This is a genomic window from Negadavirga shengliensis (assembly GCF_042652345.1).
GTDB classification, from domain to species: domain Bacteria; phylum Bacteroidota; class Bacteroidia; order Cytophagales; family Cyclobacteriaceae; genus Negadavirga; species Negadavirga shengliensis.
Window position 1 is genome coordinate 573002 of the sequence record NZ_JBHSJJ010000002.1, and the last position, 16120, is coordinate 589121.

The following is a 16120-nucleotide window of genomic DNA, read 5'->3' on the forward strand; positions in this document are numbered from 1 at the left end:
GGGTTTAAGGATTTAAGTTTTTTAGTTCTATTTTTTTCAGTCCTAGGCGGAGTACCATCCAGGCCAGTAAATACATGAATCCGGCTGTGAAAAATATAGGGTAATAGCTTCCCGTAGTTTCCAGGATAAACCCTACGGCAGAAGCCACCAGCATGCTTCCGAGAACAGCGGCGAAGGTGGACAATCCCACCACCGAAGCTACCGCATTTTTGGGATAAAAATCTGAAATAAGGGTAAACATATTCGCCATCCAGCCACAATGGGCCGCTGTGGCGAGACTCAATATCGCCACACTCACCCACAGACCGGATACCTCAGCGGCGAAAATGACGGGGATCACACAAATTGCGCAAACCGCCATAGCCAGCATCCGGGCTTTGTGAATTTTCATTCCTGTCTTGATCAGATGGGAAGAAAACCAGCCACCTGCCACACTGCCCACATCTGCAAAAAGATAAATAGCCACCAGGGGCGGGCCTATGGTCAACAGGTTGATCCCATGCTGTTCGTTGAAAAATTTCGGCAGCCAGTACAGAAAAAACCACCATACCGGATCCGTCATGAACCGGGCGAGGCAAATCACATAGGTGCTTCGGAAAGTAAGGAGTTTCTTCCAGGGAATCTGCTGTTTTTCAGAGGCTTCATTTTGATCAGAATGGATATGGTTTAGCTCCAATTCTGAGACTTTAGGATGGACTTCCGGTTTTCTATAGGCATACAGCCAGGCGATAAGCCAAAGGAACCCTACCACCCCTGTACCTATGAAAGCCCACTGCCAGCCAAATTTCAAAGCTATGACCGGAATCAACAGGGGTGAGATGATGGCACCTACATTGGACCCCGCGTTAAATAGGCCCGTGGCCAGCGCCCGTTCTTTTTTCGGGAACCACTCGGCTACGGTTTTGATCGCCGCCGGAAAGTTCGCGGATTCTCCCAAACCCAGGAAAAACCGGGCCACCATAAAACCTACGGCCGATCTGGCCAAAGCATGTCCCATACCGGCCAGACTCCATACAGCGATGGCCAGGGCATATATCAATCCCACGCCCCAGCGGTCCAGAAGCTTTCCCGTCAAAATCACGCCGATCCCGTAGGCCAACTGAAAGGACGTGACAATGTAACCGTATTCAATTTCACTCCATCCGTATAATTGCTGCAGGTCCGGAGCCAATATGCTGAGCACATGCCTGTCCAGGTAATTGATCGTAGTGGCAAAAAACAACAATGCCATGATACGCCAACGGTAACCCCATATCTCCTTTTGCCGGACTATATTCATGTCAATTATTCTGGATATTGTTCAGGGTTTAAAATTAAATGATACTGATCATGTTTTTCATTCTAATTTTAACCAATTCCAATGGAATTTTTGCAGTATAAACATTTATTTCCCTTAAATTGGAATAAAAACCATAGCAACCCTGGGAACCTTGTTCTTTCCCCACTTAAAACGACAGGGTTGAACCCCAAGAATGTGTTAGATTAAATTAACTGTATTTCCGAGTGATGAAAGCAAAATACTTACAGGTAATCCCGAACCCCGGACAATCTTTTCATTTGAGAAAAGAAGCTGCTGATTTTTTTGACAATCCCTGGCATTTTCACCCGGAGTTGGAATTGAATTGGATCATTGAGGGAAGAGGGACGAGGTTTGTAGGCGATGATATCTCCAGGTTTGAAAGTGACGACATGATATTGCTGGGAAGCATGTTGCCCCATTACTGGCGTTGCGATCCTGAATACTACCGTAAAGATGATTCTCCCGGGGTAGAAGCAGTCATTTTGCGGTTTTCTCCCGACCAGTTGGGTTTGGTTTGGAACCAGACGCCTGAATTGAAATTTCTCTACAAAAGTATAGAAAAAGCAAAAAACGGCATATGCCTTACAGGCTCCACCAAAGATAAGCTGAAAACCATTCTCCTGGAGATGCTGGGGCAAGGTCCGGTAGAGAGGTATATCTGCCTTTTGAGGATATTGAGATTGGTCGCTGAGATCCCTGCACCCCAAACACTTTGCAGTTCAGGCTTTCAGTTGCCTTCCAAAAACCACGATGAACAGCGTCTTCGGCTGGTCTATGATTTCATTTTCTCCCGTTATGAAGAACCAATCGGCCTTCAGGATCTGGCAGAACTCGTGCATATGGAATCCTCCTCCTTCTCCCGTTTTTTCAAAAAAGGAACCGGGAAGACCTTTTCCCGGTTTCTGGCTGAAATCCGGATAGGCCATGCATGCAGGATGCTGATAGAAACCGATTATACCATCAGTAGAATATTGCTGGAGTCGGGGTTTCACAACCAGTCGAATTTCAATCAGATTTTTAAAAGCATTACCGGCATCAGTCCCAAGGAGTTCAGAAATGAAAACACGAAGTCAGGATATTTGGGGTCAAATCCTTATCTTTCAAATCCCAAAACCAGGATAACCGAACAATAATCTCAAAATGGGTAAACCTTCAAAAACCAAAACAACCCCCATCCCAAAAGTAGCGGCGGGACTTGGATCATTGAAATCCGTGGCCTACCATATCTGGGAGGAGACCTATGTAGGCAGGGGAGTAAAAACCCTATTCAAACTGAACCAACCCCGAGGTTTTGATTGTCCCAGCTGTGCCTGGCCGGATCCGGATGCAAAAGATGTCTCCAAAATAGGCGAATATTGTGAAAACGGTGCCAAAGCAGTGGCTTGGGAAGCCACAAACAGGAAAGCCGGTCCTGATTTTTTTAAGCAATACAGTGTGGCCGAACTTTTCGAAAAATCAGATCACTGGTTGGAAAAACAAGGGAGACTCACCCATCCTATGGTATTGCAGAAGGGAGATAGCCATTATCGCCCCATTTCATGGGAGGAAGCCTTTGATCTTTTGGCCAGGCAATTAAACGGATTGGACCATCCTGACCAAGCCCTTTTCTATACCTCGGGCCGGACCAGTAACGAAGCAGCATTTCTATACCAATGTTTTGTGAGGCAGTTTGGGACCAATAACCTGCCCGACTGCTCCAACATGTGCCATGAAGCTTCCGGAAAAGCCTTGAAAGAAACCGTAGGGATAGGAAAGGCCTCGGTGACACTGGAAGATATTCCAAAAGCCGAACTGCTGATGATTATCGGCCAGAATCCCGGCACCAATGCCCCGCGAATGCTGACTTCCCTGCAGCAGTTAAAAAAGAACGGGGGAAAAATCATCGCCGTGAATCCGCTGCCGGAAGCAGGCTTCATGGGTTTCAGACATCCCCAGAAACCCTGGGAATGGATAGGCAAAGGAACGCCTATACAGGATTTGTATCTACAGGTCGCTATCAATGGTGACCTGCCTTTGCTGAAGGCCTTGCTCAAAATTCTGTTGGAGGAAGATGAGGACGCACACGGGCAGCTTCTTGACCATGATTTTATAGCGCAGAACACTGAAGGATTTCCTGAGCTGAAACAACATTTGAAAGCCCTCAGCCTGGATGATCTGATAACGGCTTCGGGGGTCTCGGAGGAAAAATTAAGAGAGGCCGCCTGGATGATCAGGGATAGAAAAAAGGTAATCATCGCCTGGGCCATGGGGGTGACCCAACACCGGAATGCGGAAGACACCATTCGGGAGATCGTGAATTTGCTGCTGGTAAAGGGGGCCATCGGCATCCCCGGGGCAGGCACCCTTCCTGTAAGGGGGCACAGCAATGTACAGGGTGACCGCACCATGGGCATCTGCGAAAAAATGCCCAAAGCATTCTTGGATAAGCTGGGGGAAGTGTTCTCCTTTGAACCTCCCCGGAAACCAGGTGTAGGTGCTGTGGGAGCAGTGCAGGCCATGTTAAAGGGGGAAGCAAAAGTTTTCTTTGGAATGGGCGGGAACTTTGCCATGGCTGCACCGGACACTTCAAAGGTTTTTGAAGCCTTGAGGAGTTGCGAACTCACCGCCTATGTTTCCACCAAATTGAACCGGGGACATCTGGTCCATGGCAAAACAGCCCTGATCCTCCCCTGTCTGGGAAGAACGGAAAGGGATGAGACAGAAAACGGCGCCCAATTCGTTAGTACGGAAGACACTGCCGGCAGGATTAGGATGTCGCAGGGAGATTTACCTCCTGCCTCCGAACACCTGAAAAGCGAAGTAGCGATTGTTTGCAGTGTGGCTAAAACCACCCTTGGAAGTAAATCAAGCACAGATTGGCAGGCATTAGGGGCCAATTATGATTTGGTGAGACAAAAAATAGAGGCGGTAATACCGGGCTTTGAAAACTACAATGGACGGGTGAGGATTCCCGGTGGTTTTTACCTGCCCAACTGCGCCAGGGAAGGACGGTTCGAAACCGATAGTGGAAAAGCCAAAATAACGGTAAATCCATTGCCACAGCGGGACTCCAATGCAGGGGAGTTTGTCCTCATGACCGTCCGAAGCCATGACCAGTTCAATACCACGGTATATGGCTTAAACGACCGGTACCGCAATATTTCCAATACCAGGGAGGTGGTCATGATGCATGAAACAGATATTGAAAAAATAGGCGCTCAACCGGGCGACAAAGTCCGCATCACAAGCTATTTCAAAAACGAGCAAAGGATTCTTGAAAATTTTAAGGCGGTTTCCTACGACATCGCACCGGGATGTGTGGCTGTTTATTTTCCCGAAGGCAATGTGCTTGTGGCATTGGACAACAAATCGGGCGAAAGCCACTGTCCCGCGTCAAAATATGTAGACGTGACCATCGAGAAAATGGGGTGATCTATGAAGAAAAGCGGATTGGTTACTTATGGGAAGGTCTATAAAATCAGAGGGGAAAGGGCCAATGCCTCTCAGGATCTGATTGCCGTGGAGGAGCCTTTACAGATCCGCTTGGAATATGTATATAAAGAGGCTTGGCATGAAAAAAACCTCATGGTTACCATGCGAAGCCCTGGCCATGATTTTGATCTGGCGATGGGATTTTTATTTGCCGAGGGGATCATCCAGGGTGAGAAGGATATATTGTGGATGCGTTATTGTGAGAAAGTCAAAAAAGAAGAGCAAGGGAATGTGCTGGTCGTCCGGCTTGCCGATGGGTTGGATTTTGATTCCCAAGTACTGGATAGAAACTTTTATACCCACAGCAGTTGTGGGGTATGCGGCAAGACAGCCATTGATGCGGTACAGGCAAAACTGGAAAAAATCCGGCCCGGTGATAATAAAAAAATGTCCTATCAAACTTTATTCACCTTACAGGATGCCGCCTTGGTGAATCAAACCGGGTTTAAATATACCGGCGGCCTTCATGCGGCCTCCCTTTTTGATTCGGACGGCAACCTGATACTGCTCCGGGAAGATGTCGGAAGACACAATGCCCTGGATAAACTGGTAGGTGCTGCCTTGCGGGAAGGCATGTCGCTGCAAAAAGACAGGATAGTCGTATTGAGTGGGAGGGTCAGTTTTGAGATGGTCCAAAAAGCAGTTAGGGCCGGAATACCGATGCTGGCAGCTGCCGGCGCCCCTACCAACCTATCCGTAGATCTTGCAGAGGACAAAGGATTAACATTGATCGGTTTTCTTAAGAAGGACAGGTTCAACATATATACCCATGCAGGTAGAATAATGGATAGTGGGTAAAAAAATCTTGATTATAATAAGTACCCACTATTTTCTAGAGCAAAAAATCATGTAGAAAAGTTTATTTATCACCTGTAACAAAGTTATGTTCTTTGCCTCAAGTAAAAAATACCCTGATCACGGTATTTTTTCTGCATTTTTCAAAAAACCAGCTTGGATAGCACAAAGAAATCACTGCGCTCTCATGTGCATATGGGCATCAAGTTCATTAAAACTCCTGGAAATTCATCTATTAAGCTGATGAACTACTTTGGAAAGGAATAAAAATATGCTAAGGTTTTAAGCAACTGCACGTTTCCATCTTCCTTTTCGGAAAAACCACAAGGCTATCAACGCATGCAAAGAATGGCAAAACGCAATGGTAATGAATATCCCGGTCGTTTCCATATCCAAGAATATGGCCAGCAAATAGGCCAGCGGGATTTCCAGCAGCCAAAAAACGCCCACGTTGATATAGGCTGGGGTTTTCGTATCCCCTGCCCCGTTAAAAGCCTGCACCATCACCATTCCCACTGCATAAAATATATATCCCAGCGCGGTAATCTTTAACCCCTTGGCAGCCACGACAACTACTTCCTGATCCTGGGTGAAAACACTGATAAGAAGATCAGCAAACAGCAAATAAAGCAAGGTAACTACTGCCAAAAAAATAAAATTGTACCTGGCCGTCAGATAGGTGGAAAGCTCTGCCCTGTAAAATTTACCCGCGCCGAGATTTTGACCCACCAGGGTAGCCGCCGCCGCGGACAAGCCCCAAGCAGGCATAAGGCTGAAAAGCAAAACCCTAAAAGCTATCGTGTAACCGGCCACTGAGGCACTTCCAAAAACTGAGGCAAAGCGGGTCAACACAATCCAAGCCGCAGAATCGATTAAAAATTGTCCCATGCCCCCTGCCGAAATGTTGATGATTTTCCATAAGGTTGCCCACCTTACTTTTAAATTTCTGCGGGTTATCACCAGCCGGTGATGCCCGTTGAAAAGGTGATATAGCTGGTAACATACGCCTACGCTCCGCCCCAAGGTAGTGGCCCAGGCCGCTCCCACCAACCCGAATCCTTCAAAAGACCCTAATCCAAAAATCAACAGAGGATCCAAAATAATGTTCAAACCATTGGATATCCACAGTGCCTTCATGGCCAAATGCGGTTGGCCTGCCCCCCTGAAAACGCCGTTTATCAGAAAAAGCAGCATAATGGCTGTATTTCCCGCAAATATGATTTCGGTATAAGCGGTTCCTGTACGAAGCACTTCCTCTTCCGCTCCCATGAGGTGGAGTATCTTCCCGGCAAATACAAAACCGAGTACTCCCATGATGATCGAGGCCACGGTGCCAACCAACAACAACTGAAAGGAGACGGTGCCGGCCCTTTTATAATTCTTTTCTCCAAACCGCCGTGCCACCATGGCTGTTCCGGCCATGCTCACCCCGACTCCTACGGAGTATACAAGGGTCAAAATAGCTTCTGTGAGTCCCACAGTGGCTATGGCATGTGCCCCGAGCTTGCCCACAAAAAATATATCCACCACGGCAAAAAGTGATTCCATGATCATTTCCAGAATCATGGGAATAGCCAACAAAACAATCCCTCTCTTGAGGGTTATTTTGGTATAATCCTGCTCTTTCCCCTGAATGGATTCCCGGATCAATGCGAAAACTGACTGGACTTTGTTGGACATAGAAAAAAAGAAAGCGCAAATATCAAAAAATTAATTCATTTAACCTTCATAAATCACGTTCAACGTTCCGATGTGAAGTCAAGAGTCGGTTTTTGGGTTAACCGAATTTTTGTCCACGTCTGCCCCGGACCCGGACAAAGAGATTCGGGGAATTTCGCTGATTGACATGGATTTTATGAAATGATCCAGATCATTGATTTTTTTTCCAAATAACAATTTCAACCATACTATCTTCATCCTTCGTTCGGAGCGGGCAGAATAAACCTGTCCCATGCGCCAGCTGCCGGATCGGGTTTCGTGGATAACCAGGCACTCTCGGACACTAACAGTTTCACGAAAAAATAACCCGAAATATTATACTGGACTTGACAACGCTCCGGAACTCGCGAGAAGGGGAATGCATTATCGCGCTAAGAATTCCACTGCAGCTTCCCCTGGGAAACACCCATGAGGTTTGCCATTCTGTACAGCAACCTGGCTCCCACATTGGCATCCCATTCATCTCCGTCAGGTCCCGGGGCCACTTCCACGATGTCAAAACCAATGATCTCCCTGCCGGACTGAACCAGTTTTTTGACCAGATAATCCAACTGCGGGTACTCCAATCCTCCCGGCACCGGTGTACCGGTATGTGGGCATAATTTAGGGTCAAGACCATCAATATCTATGGTCAGGTATATTTTTGGGGGCAGTCCGGAAATGACCCCTTCACAGATACTGTCCCAGGAATGCCCCTTAAAAAGCGCAGCGTGGATATGGTCAGCGGTATGCAATATGATCCTGGAATCGGACTTGGCCAATTCAAATTCCTGTTCACAAAAATCCCTTATTCCCACTTGAACCAGGTTGCTGATCTGAGGCAACTGCATGAAATTATAAGAAATAGAAGCATGTGAATACTGAAAATCCTCATAGGCAGGCCTCAGATCTGCATGCGCATCGATCTGCAGGACCCCGAAGTCATCAACTGCTTCTGAAAGCGCCTTTATAAGCCCTAACGGCGTGCTATGATCTCCACCCAGCAGGCCTACTGACTTCCCCTTGGACAGGTGTTGCCTGGCAGTTTCATAAACCCACCGGTTCATATTTTCACAGGCACGGTTGATGATTTTGGGAATTTTACCAAACCTTCCCTTTTCACTGGGCTGTCCCCCCTCTTCCAACCAATGGATGTAGTTGCTGGCCAGTTCCCTCTGTTTATTGTTTTCCAATATCAGTTCCTCGGGCAGAGGCAACAGGCAAATCCCCATTTTCCAGGCATCAACGATATCCTGTTGGAAAAGATCCACTTGAGATGACGCTTCAAGTACAGCCTCAGGCCCCTTGGCTGTGCCGGAAGCATACGAAACGGTGACTTCCCATGGCACTGGAATAATTACCATTTCCGCGGATTCTTCATCAAAAGGCAAACCAAAAAGCTTTCCTGTTTCACCTACACCATTTGGATCAAATCCGGATAAGCGGTCGTTAGAGTCACTTACATTCATGTACGCTGTCTTTTTCCTTTAAAAATCATTGTTTATTGCAGTACTTCGGCCAAAACCCCTGAATCCTTAGACACCTCATCCCATGCGTGACCCTCAAAATGAATCCTTGCCATCATCCCGGGCAATAGGAGAATATGCTGTTCACCGGTGAGATAGGAGACCATAAAACTAATGGTCGGGTTATGCCCCACCAAAATTACTTTATTTATGGCAATATCCCATTCGTTGATCAGTCCTAATAGTTCCAGATGTCCCGCTCTATAAATCCCCTGTGAAGCGGTTGTCTTTCGGGGTTTTAAAGTATTTCCCATCAGATCCGCGGTCAGCTTACACCTCAATGCCGTGCTGTGTATCAGCAAATCTACTTCTTGTGTATTGCTTTTCAACATTTCGGCCAACCGTCTAACCTGATTTTCTCCAAAGTGGGTAAGTTTTCTGTTAAAATCGCCGGATTGGCTGTTTCCAGGTTCAGCCTCTCCATGCCGCATGAGCATTAACTCTTTTGTCATATTTGTCCCTGTTTAGATATAAAATCAAAAGGTTTGATAGTGAAATTATCATGCCAAAAAAAATTGGATGTACTGAATATTTGGAAGAGAATTATATGACGTCTATTTTTAGGCGAAATTTACCTGATATAGATTTTTATCTTTATAAAAGAAAATAACATGCCAAAGAATTTAGTCATAGTGGAGTCACCTGCTAAAGCCAAAACGATAGAAGGTTATTTGGGTAAAGACTATAAAGTAGCTTCTAGTTATGGCCATGTAAGGGATTTACCCAAGGGTGAAAATGCCATTGACATCAAAAATAAATTCAAACCAACTTACGAAATAAGCCCGGATAAGAAGGAAGTCATCAAGGAACTGAAAAAACTGGTCAAGGAATCCGAAACCATTTTCCTGGCGAGTGATGATGACCGTGAAGGGGAAGCCATATCCTGGCACTTGAAGGAGGTACTTAGTTTAAAGGATGAAAATACCAAAAGGATTGTATTCCGGGAAATAACCAAGTCGGCCATTACCAAAGCCATGGAAAATCCAAGGTCTATAGACATTGACCTGGTAAATGCGCAACAGGCAAGGAGGATCCTGGACAGGCTGGTGGGTTTTGAACTTTCCCCTGTGCTTTGGAAAAAAATCAAAGCGGGGCTTTCAGCAGGAAGGGTGCAATCGGTGGCAGTAAGGTTCATCGTGGAAAGGGAAAGGGAAATTGAAAAATTCAAAGCGGTTTCCTCGTTTAAAATCACCGCATTATTCAACGTAGATGGAAAAACCCTGCAAGCGGAGCATCCTAAAAAATTCGAAACCAAGGAAGAAGCGGAGATCTTTCTGAAAAACTGCTTGGAGGCTGAATTTTCCATCAAGTCGCTTGAGACAAAACCTGCCAAAAAGAGTCCGGCCCCGCCCTTCACCACTTCCACCCTTCAACAGGAGGCAAGCAGAAAGCTTTATTTTTCCGTGGCCCAGACCATGAACATCGCGCAAAAGCTGTATGAATCGGGTAAAATCACCTATATGCGTACGGACAGCGTCAACCTTTCGGGGGAAGCGCTAAACAGCGCGGAAAAGGAAATCAAGGGTTCATTCGGCAACGAATACCACCAAAGAAGAAAATTCAGTTCCAAAACAGAAGGGGCACAGGAAGCCCACGAAGCCATTAGGCCCACCGATTTCGCGATCACAGAGGCCGGGAACGACAGAAATGAGCAGCGCCTGTATGAACTGATCTGGAAAAGAGCCATTGCCTCCCAGATGGCGGACGCCCAACTGGAAAAAACCAATGTATCCATCGCCATCTCCAATTCCGACCAAACCCTAAATGCGAGCGGTGAAGTGATTAAATTCCAGGGCTTCCTTAAAGTCTATTTGGAAAGCACGGATGACGATGAGGACGAAGAAAACGGCAACAAGGGACTTCTGCCTCCCCTGGAGATAGGTCAAATCCTTGATTTAAAGGAAATGAAGGGAAGGCAGACTTTTACGAGGCCCCCAGCGAGATATACCGAAGCCTCTCTGGTGAAAAAACTGGAAGAAATGGGGATCGGCCGCCCTTCCACTTATGCACCCACCATTTCCACAATCCAGAAAAGGAATTATGTAGTCAAAGAGTCCCGGGAAGGTGTTCCTCGAAAATACACCGAAATGGTCATCCAAAACGGCGGATTTAAAGAGGCGGAAAAGACAGAAACTACCGGTACGGAAAAAAACAAACTTTTCCCGACCAACATCGCCATGGTCGTGAATGATTTTCTTGTGGAACATTTTCCAAATGTCATTGATTATTCTTTCACGGCCACTGTTGAAAAGGAATTTGACCATATAGCCCAAGGTCAACAGGCCTGGGAGGAAATGATAGAAGATTTTTACAGTAAATTCCATACCAAGGTAGAACAAACCGAGAACATGAAGCGCACCGATGTCAATTCATCAAGAGAACTCGGTGTGGATCCCAAGACCGGTAAAAAGGTGATTGCCAGACTGGGGAAATTTGGCCCCTTGGTGCAAATCGGGGATCAGGATGATGAGGAAAAACAATTTGCCAGCCTTAAAAAAGGCCAGTTTATCGAAAGCATCACCTTGGATGAAGCCTTGGAACTGTTTAAGCTACCGAGAGACGTGGGATACTTCGAAGACAAAAAAATAGTGGCCGCGATCGGCAAGTTTGGTCCTTATATCCGGCACGATGGGAAATTCGTCTCTTTGGGAAAAGAATATGACCCCCTGTCTATTACGGAGGAAGAGGCCATCCATCTCATCGGGGCCAAAAGAGAAGCAGATGCCAAAAAGCATATCAAATCATTTGAAGAAAATCCAGAACTGTTGATTCTCAACGGAAGATGGGGTCCCTATATCAAACTGGGCAAAAACAATTATAAAATCCCGAAAGGAAAGGAGGCTGAAAGCCTGAGTTATGAGGAAACCATGGAGATCATAGAAAGCCAGGCCGACAACAAAAAAGGGAAAGCAGCCAAAAACAGCAAAAGAAAAGTGAAGAAATAAGCTCCACTTCTTTTATATCAAGGTGGTATGGCGGAAAAACAGACACTCAACCGACCTCATCTTTCAGCTATCAGGGTACTATTTGAAAAGCTGGGCAAAACGCTGGTAATCGTGGATGATGATCCTACCGGTACGCAAACGGTACACGATGTCCCTGTCTTAGGACATTGGTCCCTGGAGGTTTTTAAAGAAGAATTTGAAAGAAAAACCAAACTGTTTTTCGTGCTTGCCAACACCCGCAGCCTGGTCCCCGAAGAAGCTGTCAAAAGATCAAAGGAAATCGGAAAAAACCTTCTGGAGGCGTCCATGGCTACAGGAAGGGATTTCATCCTTGTCAGCCGCAGCGATTCGACTTTAAGGGGGCACTTCCCGGAAGAGGTAGCTGCCATAAGCGAAGCCTGTGGACGATCCAGGCTGCCCTGGATCATGGCACCGGTTTTTTTTGAAGGGGGCAGGGTAACAGAAAATGATGTCCATTACATCATCGAAAACGAGGTCAAAATCCCGGTGTCCCAAACCCCCTTTGCCAAAGACAAAAGTTTTGGCTATCAGCATGCGGATCTCAGAAAATGGATCATGGAAAAAAGCAAGGGGAATACCAAACGGGATTCCATCAAATCCCTCTCCTTAGAAAGGATTCGAAAAGGGGAAAACCTTAGAGAAACGCTGGCCACGCTACAGACAGGTGAAACCCTTATCATCAATGCCACCATGTACGAAGATCTGGAAATAGTCTGCCAAGCCCTCCTACAGGAAATAAAAGAGGGAAGAAACTTCATCTTTCGTACAGCCGCATCATTTATTTCTGCCTTTACAGGAATGGAAGCCAAACCCTGGCTTGTGCAGCAACGGCCGGCTCCGAAAAACGGCGGACTGATGATAGTGGGCTCATATGTTCCCAAAACCACCGGGCAGCTTCAAAACCTGTTGTCGGTTGAAGGCTTATTTGAAGTCTGCCTGCCTGTTGAAAAAATAATAGCGGCTCCCCCGGGGTTCCAGGAGTGGACACGGGAATCGATCAATAAAATAGAAGAAAGTTTGTCTTCCGGCAAGCATATGGTGATATACACTTCACGGACATTGCTTACCGGAAAAGATGCCTCAGAAAACCTGGGTATAGGAGAAAAAATCAATGATTATCTGGTCAATTTTGTAAAAAGCATCCGGACCAAACCATCATTTATTATTGCCAAGGGAGGCATTACCGCCAACGACATCGCCGTAAAAAGTCTGGGCATGAAAAGGGCTATGGTTGCGGGACAGTTGCTTCCGGGCGTGCCGGTCTGGCAATTGGGGGATTCCAAAAAATTTACTAATACACCCTATGTTGTTTTTCCCGGTAACGTGGGAAATGAAAAGGCATTAAAAGAGGCCTTTGAAATTTTCACCCAAAATCCTGACGCATCATGAAAAACTTGAAACGGGGATACTTGGTAAAGTCCAAAAATAACCATCGTGTAAAATCAATAATAAAGACCTGTTTTAAAATCTTCAAAAATCAGCACCGAACCTCGGGTTAACCTACTAGGTAACCCCTGATTAAAGACCGTCTTCTTACTGAGCTGGTAACCGGCGGACAGATAATCAGGGAAAGTTTTTTATATTTGGTAGATTCTAGATGGACCATGCAGCTTTTTAAGCAGTAATGTCCTAAAGCCGCTATGCGCAAGTGCGGACTTGCCTGTTTCGGTCCCATTCTTTTCTGATTAAAAAACATTCAATTTCATGAGTAATTATGTAATAGGAGTAGACTTTGGCACAGACTCGGTAAGAGCTATTTTAGTAAACACTTCAAACGGCGAAACCCTGTCCGGCGAGGTCTTCCCGTATCCCAGATGGAAAGCAGGCAAATATTGTCTTCCCATAAAAAACCAGTTCCGCCAGCACCCCCTGGACCACTTGGAGGGGCTGGAACATACCATCAAGAAAGTGGTAGCGGGAAGTGGTATCCCACCGGAACAGATCAAAGGCATCTGTGTGGACACCACAGGATCATCCCCAATGGCTGTCGCCAAGGACGGTACCCCTTTGGCCTTGCTCCCTGAATTTGCCGACAACCCCAATGCCATGATGGTTTTGTGGAAAGACCATACCGCCATACAAGAGGCCGAAGAAATCAATGCGCTGGCCAGAAACTGGGGGGGAGAGGATTTTACCAAATATGAAGGAGGTATATACTCTTCAGAGTGGTTTTGGGCAAAGATTCTCCATATCATCCGGGAGGATCCCCAAGTGGCAGAAGCGGCTTATTCCTGGATGGAACACTGCGATTACATTACTTATTCCCTGGTGGGCGGAAGCTCCCCGGAAAACTTCAAAAGAAGCCGTTGTGCGGCGGGCCATAAGGCGCTCTGGCATGAAAGCTGGGGGGGCTTACCGGATGCCGCTTTTTTATCAAAACTCGACAATCGCCTTGCTTCCTTGAAAGAACGGCTCTACACCGACACCTATACCTCCGACACAGCGGCTGGAACGCTCTCCAAAAAGTGGGCAGATAAATTAGGTCTCAATACCGATACTGTGGTAGCGGTAGGCACATTCGATGCCCACTCAGGTGCAGTCGGAGGCGAGGTATCAGAGCACACATTGGTGAAAGTGATGGGTACCTCTACCTGTGACATCATGGTAGCTTCTTATCATGACATAGCCGGCAAAACAGTCAAAGGCATCTGTGGCCAGGTAGACGGATCCGTAATCCCGGGAACGATAGGGCTCGAGGCAGGCCAATCGGGATTTGGAGATGTGCTGGCTTGGTTTATCCAGTTGCTGACCCAATCCGCGGTCCAAACCATACGCGACTCCACGACGCTTACAGAGAATCAAAAAACCGAACTTATCAGTGAGGTAAAAGAGAACTTAATGGCGAGGCTCAGCCGGGAAGCCACAGAAATCAATCCTGAAGAAACCGAAGTTTTGGCCCTGGATTGGATCAATGGCCGGCGCACCCCTGATGCCAACCAGAACTTAAAAGGAGCCCTAATGGGGTTGAGCATGGGTACCGATGCCCCGCGGGTCTTCAAGGCTTTGGTGGATGCGATCTGCTTTGGTTCCAGAAGCATTGTAGAAAGATTCAAAGAAGAAGGGGTGGTCATCAACAAGGTCATCGGCCTCGGAGGTGTGGCCAAAAAGTCACACCTTGTGATGCAAACCATGGCGGATGTCCTGAAAATGCCCATCAAGGTGGCCAGTTCGGAACAAGCCCCTGCCCTGGGAGCTGCAATGTATGCTGCGGTGGCGGCGGGAATATATCCCGATACCCAAACGGCCATACTCAAGATGGGAAACGGGTTTGACAAAATTTATGAACCCATTTCGAAACATGCCAAAATTTACGAAGAAAAATACCGGCAATACCTCCGGCTCGGGGATTTTGTGGAAAACTATCAATAAATAAAAAAAATATTTTTTCCGCCATAGGGAAACAGAAACAAGTGTTTTTAAGCCCATAAATGCGGCACCTGACTGTAATATCAGGTGCTTTTTTTATTTAAATAGATCCTCCTGAGAGATTTGTATAATTTTTGAGGCATTCTGCTAATTATCAAACACATACACAAAATTATAAAATGAGTAAATTCTTGGAATTGGGTATGGAATTGATTAAAATTAGAAAGCAATTTGTATGGCTGATTCCAAAAACAAAAAATACTAGTAAAAGTTAAATCAATACCGAAGAATAAAAATATGAATTTCAATAATTCAACCAAATCTTAATAGAAACCAACTTATGTAGATAATTTATCCCTAACAAAACAAGCATGTATGAAAAATTCACAGTACTTCATCATTGTTTTGCTGATTTTCAGTTCAGCCTGTTTGTCCCAGAAAGATTTTGTGGCAGAGTATGATTACAATTACAAAGGCGCCTTCAAAAAGTACAAGACCTTTGGATTTGTGGAAGAGGAGGGGCGGAATGATTACGCATTCTCAGACGTGATCGAAAAAACCATCTCTTCAAGGTTAGGTTCCCAGGGTTTTAGACTCAAAGATGACAACCCGGACCTATTGATAATTTACAAACTTTATCTCAGTGAGGTGAGATACCGAGGGTACAATCAACCCGATTTCGATTTCTGGTTGAAAAAACAGGGTATAGAGCTCCTGCAAGAAGAGGCCGATAGCATCGCCAGACAAAAAATGGGAGAAAACTACAACTCGGTAAAATACACCCAAAATGATGGCATGCTTGTGATCTTAGTGATTGACCATAAAAAGGGCAATACAGTCTGGCAAGGTTATACCTCTGCATATTTCGATTATGAATCACCCAATATCCATATTGACCTTACCAGAGCTACTTATAAAGTTATGGATCAATTTAAAATCCTTACAAGAAACTGAATAAACCGGCCTGATACTATTATTAAATACCATCTAACAATTCA

General features: G+C 46.0%; 11 protein-coding genes. 7 read left to right on the top strand and 4 right to left on the bottom strand.

Annotated features, from left to right (window positions below):
- Positions 1-4: 4 nt before the first annotated feature.
- Positions 5-1279 (bottom strand): MFS transporter, encoded by a 1275-nt coding sequence (locus tag ACFPFU_RS05160; protein WP_377062193.1) that lies wholly within the window; start codon positions 1277-1279, stop codon positions 5-7.
- A gap of 227 nt (positions 1280-1506) precedes the next feature.
- Between ACFPFU_RS05160 and ACFPFU_RS05165 the strand changes: the two genes are divergently transcribed.
- Genes ACFPFU_RS05165 through fdhD form a run of 3 tightly spaced genes read left to right on the top strand, consistent with a single transcriptional unit; the run spans position 1507 to position 5569 of the window.
- On the top strand, positions 1507-2433 hold the full coding sequence (locus ACFPFU_RS05165; protein WP_377062239.1) for an AraC family transcriptional regulator: 927 nt from the start codon (positions 1507-1509) through the stop codon (positions 2431-2433).
- Between the two features lie 7 nt (positions 2434-2440).
- Positions 2441-4711 (top strand): FdhF/YdeP family oxidoreductase, encoded by a 2271-nt coding sequence (locus ACFPFU_RS05170; protein WP_377062195.1) that lies wholly within the window; start codon positions 2441-2443, stop codon positions 4709-4711.
- 3 nt (positions 4712-4714) lie between these two features.
- Entirely contained in the window at positions 4715-5569 is an 855-nt protein-coding gene (gene fdhD / locus ACFPFU_RS05175; RefSeq protein WP_377062197.1) for a formate dehydrogenase accessory sulfurtransferase FdhD, read from the top strand.
- A 279-nt stretch (positions 5570-5848) separates the two neighbouring features.
- On the opposite strand, the gene ACFPFU_RS05180 is transcribed toward fdhD, so the two are convergent.
- The 3 genes from ACFPFU_RS05180 to ACFPFU_RS05190 all read right to left on the bottom strand — a co-directional run bounded on the left by ACFPFU_RS05180 (position 5849) and on the right by ACFPFU_RS05190 (position 9242).
- A complete protein-coding gene (locus ACFPFU_RS05180; protein WP_377062199.1) occupies positions 5849-7246 on the bottom strand; it encodes an MATE family efflux transporter in 1398 nt (465 codons plus the stop codon).
- A 410-nt stretch (positions 7247-7656) separates the two neighbouring features.
- A complete protein-coding gene (locus tag ACFPFU_RS05185) occupies positions 7657-8733 on the bottom strand; it encodes an agmatinase family protein (RefSeq protein WP_377062200.1) in 1077 nt (358 codons plus the stop codon).
- A gap of 32 nt (positions 8734-8765) precedes the next feature.
- Entirely contained in the window at positions 8766-9242 is a 477-nt protein-coding gene (locus ACFPFU_RS05190; RefSeq protein WP_377062202.1) for a SixA phosphatase family protein, read from the bottom strand.
- 159 nt (positions 9243-9401) lie between these two features.
- Here ACFPFU_RS05190 and topA point away from each other — a divergent pair, with 159 nt between their 5' ends.
- From topA to ACFPFU_RS05210, 4 genes are all read left to right on the top strand, one after another.
- Positions 9402-11735: a type I DNA topoisomerase gene (topA, locus tag ACFPFU_RS05195; RefSeq protein WP_377062204.1), complete on the top strand. Its 2334-nt coding sequence runs from the start codon at positions 9402-9404 to the stop codon at positions 11733-11735.
- Positions 11736-11762: 27 nt separating this feature from the next.
- Positions 11763-13145: a four-carbon acid sugar kinase family protein gene (locus ACFPFU_RS05200; protein WP_377062206.1), complete on the top strand. Its 1383-nt coding sequence runs from the start codon at positions 11763-11765 to the stop codon at positions 13143-13145.
- A 315-nt stretch (positions 13146-13460) separates the two neighbouring features.
- Positions 13461-15125, top strand: a complete 1665-nt coding sequence (locus ACFPFU_RS05205; RefSeq protein WP_377062208.1) for a ribulokinase — start codon at positions 13461-13463, stop codon at positions 15123-15125.
- A gap of 372 nt (positions 15126-15497) precedes the next feature.
- Positions 15498-16076 (top strand): DUF4136 domain-containing protein, encoded by a 579-nt coding sequence (locus ACFPFU_RS05210; RefSeq protein WP_377062210.1) that lies wholly within the window; start codon positions 15498-15500, stop codon positions 16074-16076.
- Positions 16077-16120 lie beyond the last annotated feature (44 nt).

Bases quoted from the DNA above. Each gene is read 5' to 3' on its own strand.
- ACFPFU_RS05170 (WP_377062195.1), top strand. From the start codon at position 2,441: ATGGGTAAACCTTCAAAAACCAAAACAACCCCCATCCCAAAAGTAGCG.
- fdhD (WP_377062197.1), top strand. From the start codon at position 4,715: ATGAAGAAAAGCGGATTGGTTACTTATGGGAAGGTCTATAAAATCAGA.
- ACFPFU_RS05205 (WP_377062208.1), top strand. From the start codon at position 13,461: ATGAGTAATTATGTAATAGGAGTAGACTTTGGCACAGACTCGGTAAGA.
- ACFPFU_RS05180 (WP_377062199.1), bottom strand. From the start codon at position 7,246: ATGTCCAACAAAGTCCAGTCAGTTTTCGCATTGATCCGGGAATCCATT.
- topA (WP_377062204.1), top strand. From the start codon at position 9,402: ATGCCAAAGAATTTAGTCATAGTGGAGTCACCTGCTAAAGCCAAAACG.
- ACFPFU_RS05210 (WP_377062210.1), top strand. From the start codon at position 15,498: ATGAAAAATTCACAGTACTTCATCATTGTTTTGCTGATTTTCAGTTCA.
- ACFPFU_RS05190 (WP_377062202.1), bottom strand. From the start codon at position 9,242: ATGACAAAAGAGTTAATGCTCATGCGGCATGGAGAGGCTGAACCTGGA.
- ACFPFU_RS05185 (WP_377062200.1), bottom strand. From the start codon at position 8,733: ATGAATGTAAGTGACTCTAACGACCGCTTATCCGGATTTGATCCAAAT.
- ACFPFU_RS05165 (WP_377062239.1), top strand. From the start codon at position 1,507: ATGAAAGCAAAATACTTACAGGTAATCCCGAACCCCGGACAATCTTTT.
- ACFPFU_RS05200 (WP_377062206.1), top strand. From the start codon at position 11,763: ATGGCGGAAAAACAGACACTCAACCGACCTCATCTTTCAGCTATCAGG.
- ACFPFU_RS05160 (WP_377062193.1), bottom strand. From the start codon at position 1,279: ATGAATATAGTCCGGCAAAAGGAGATATGGGGTTACCGTTGGCGTATC.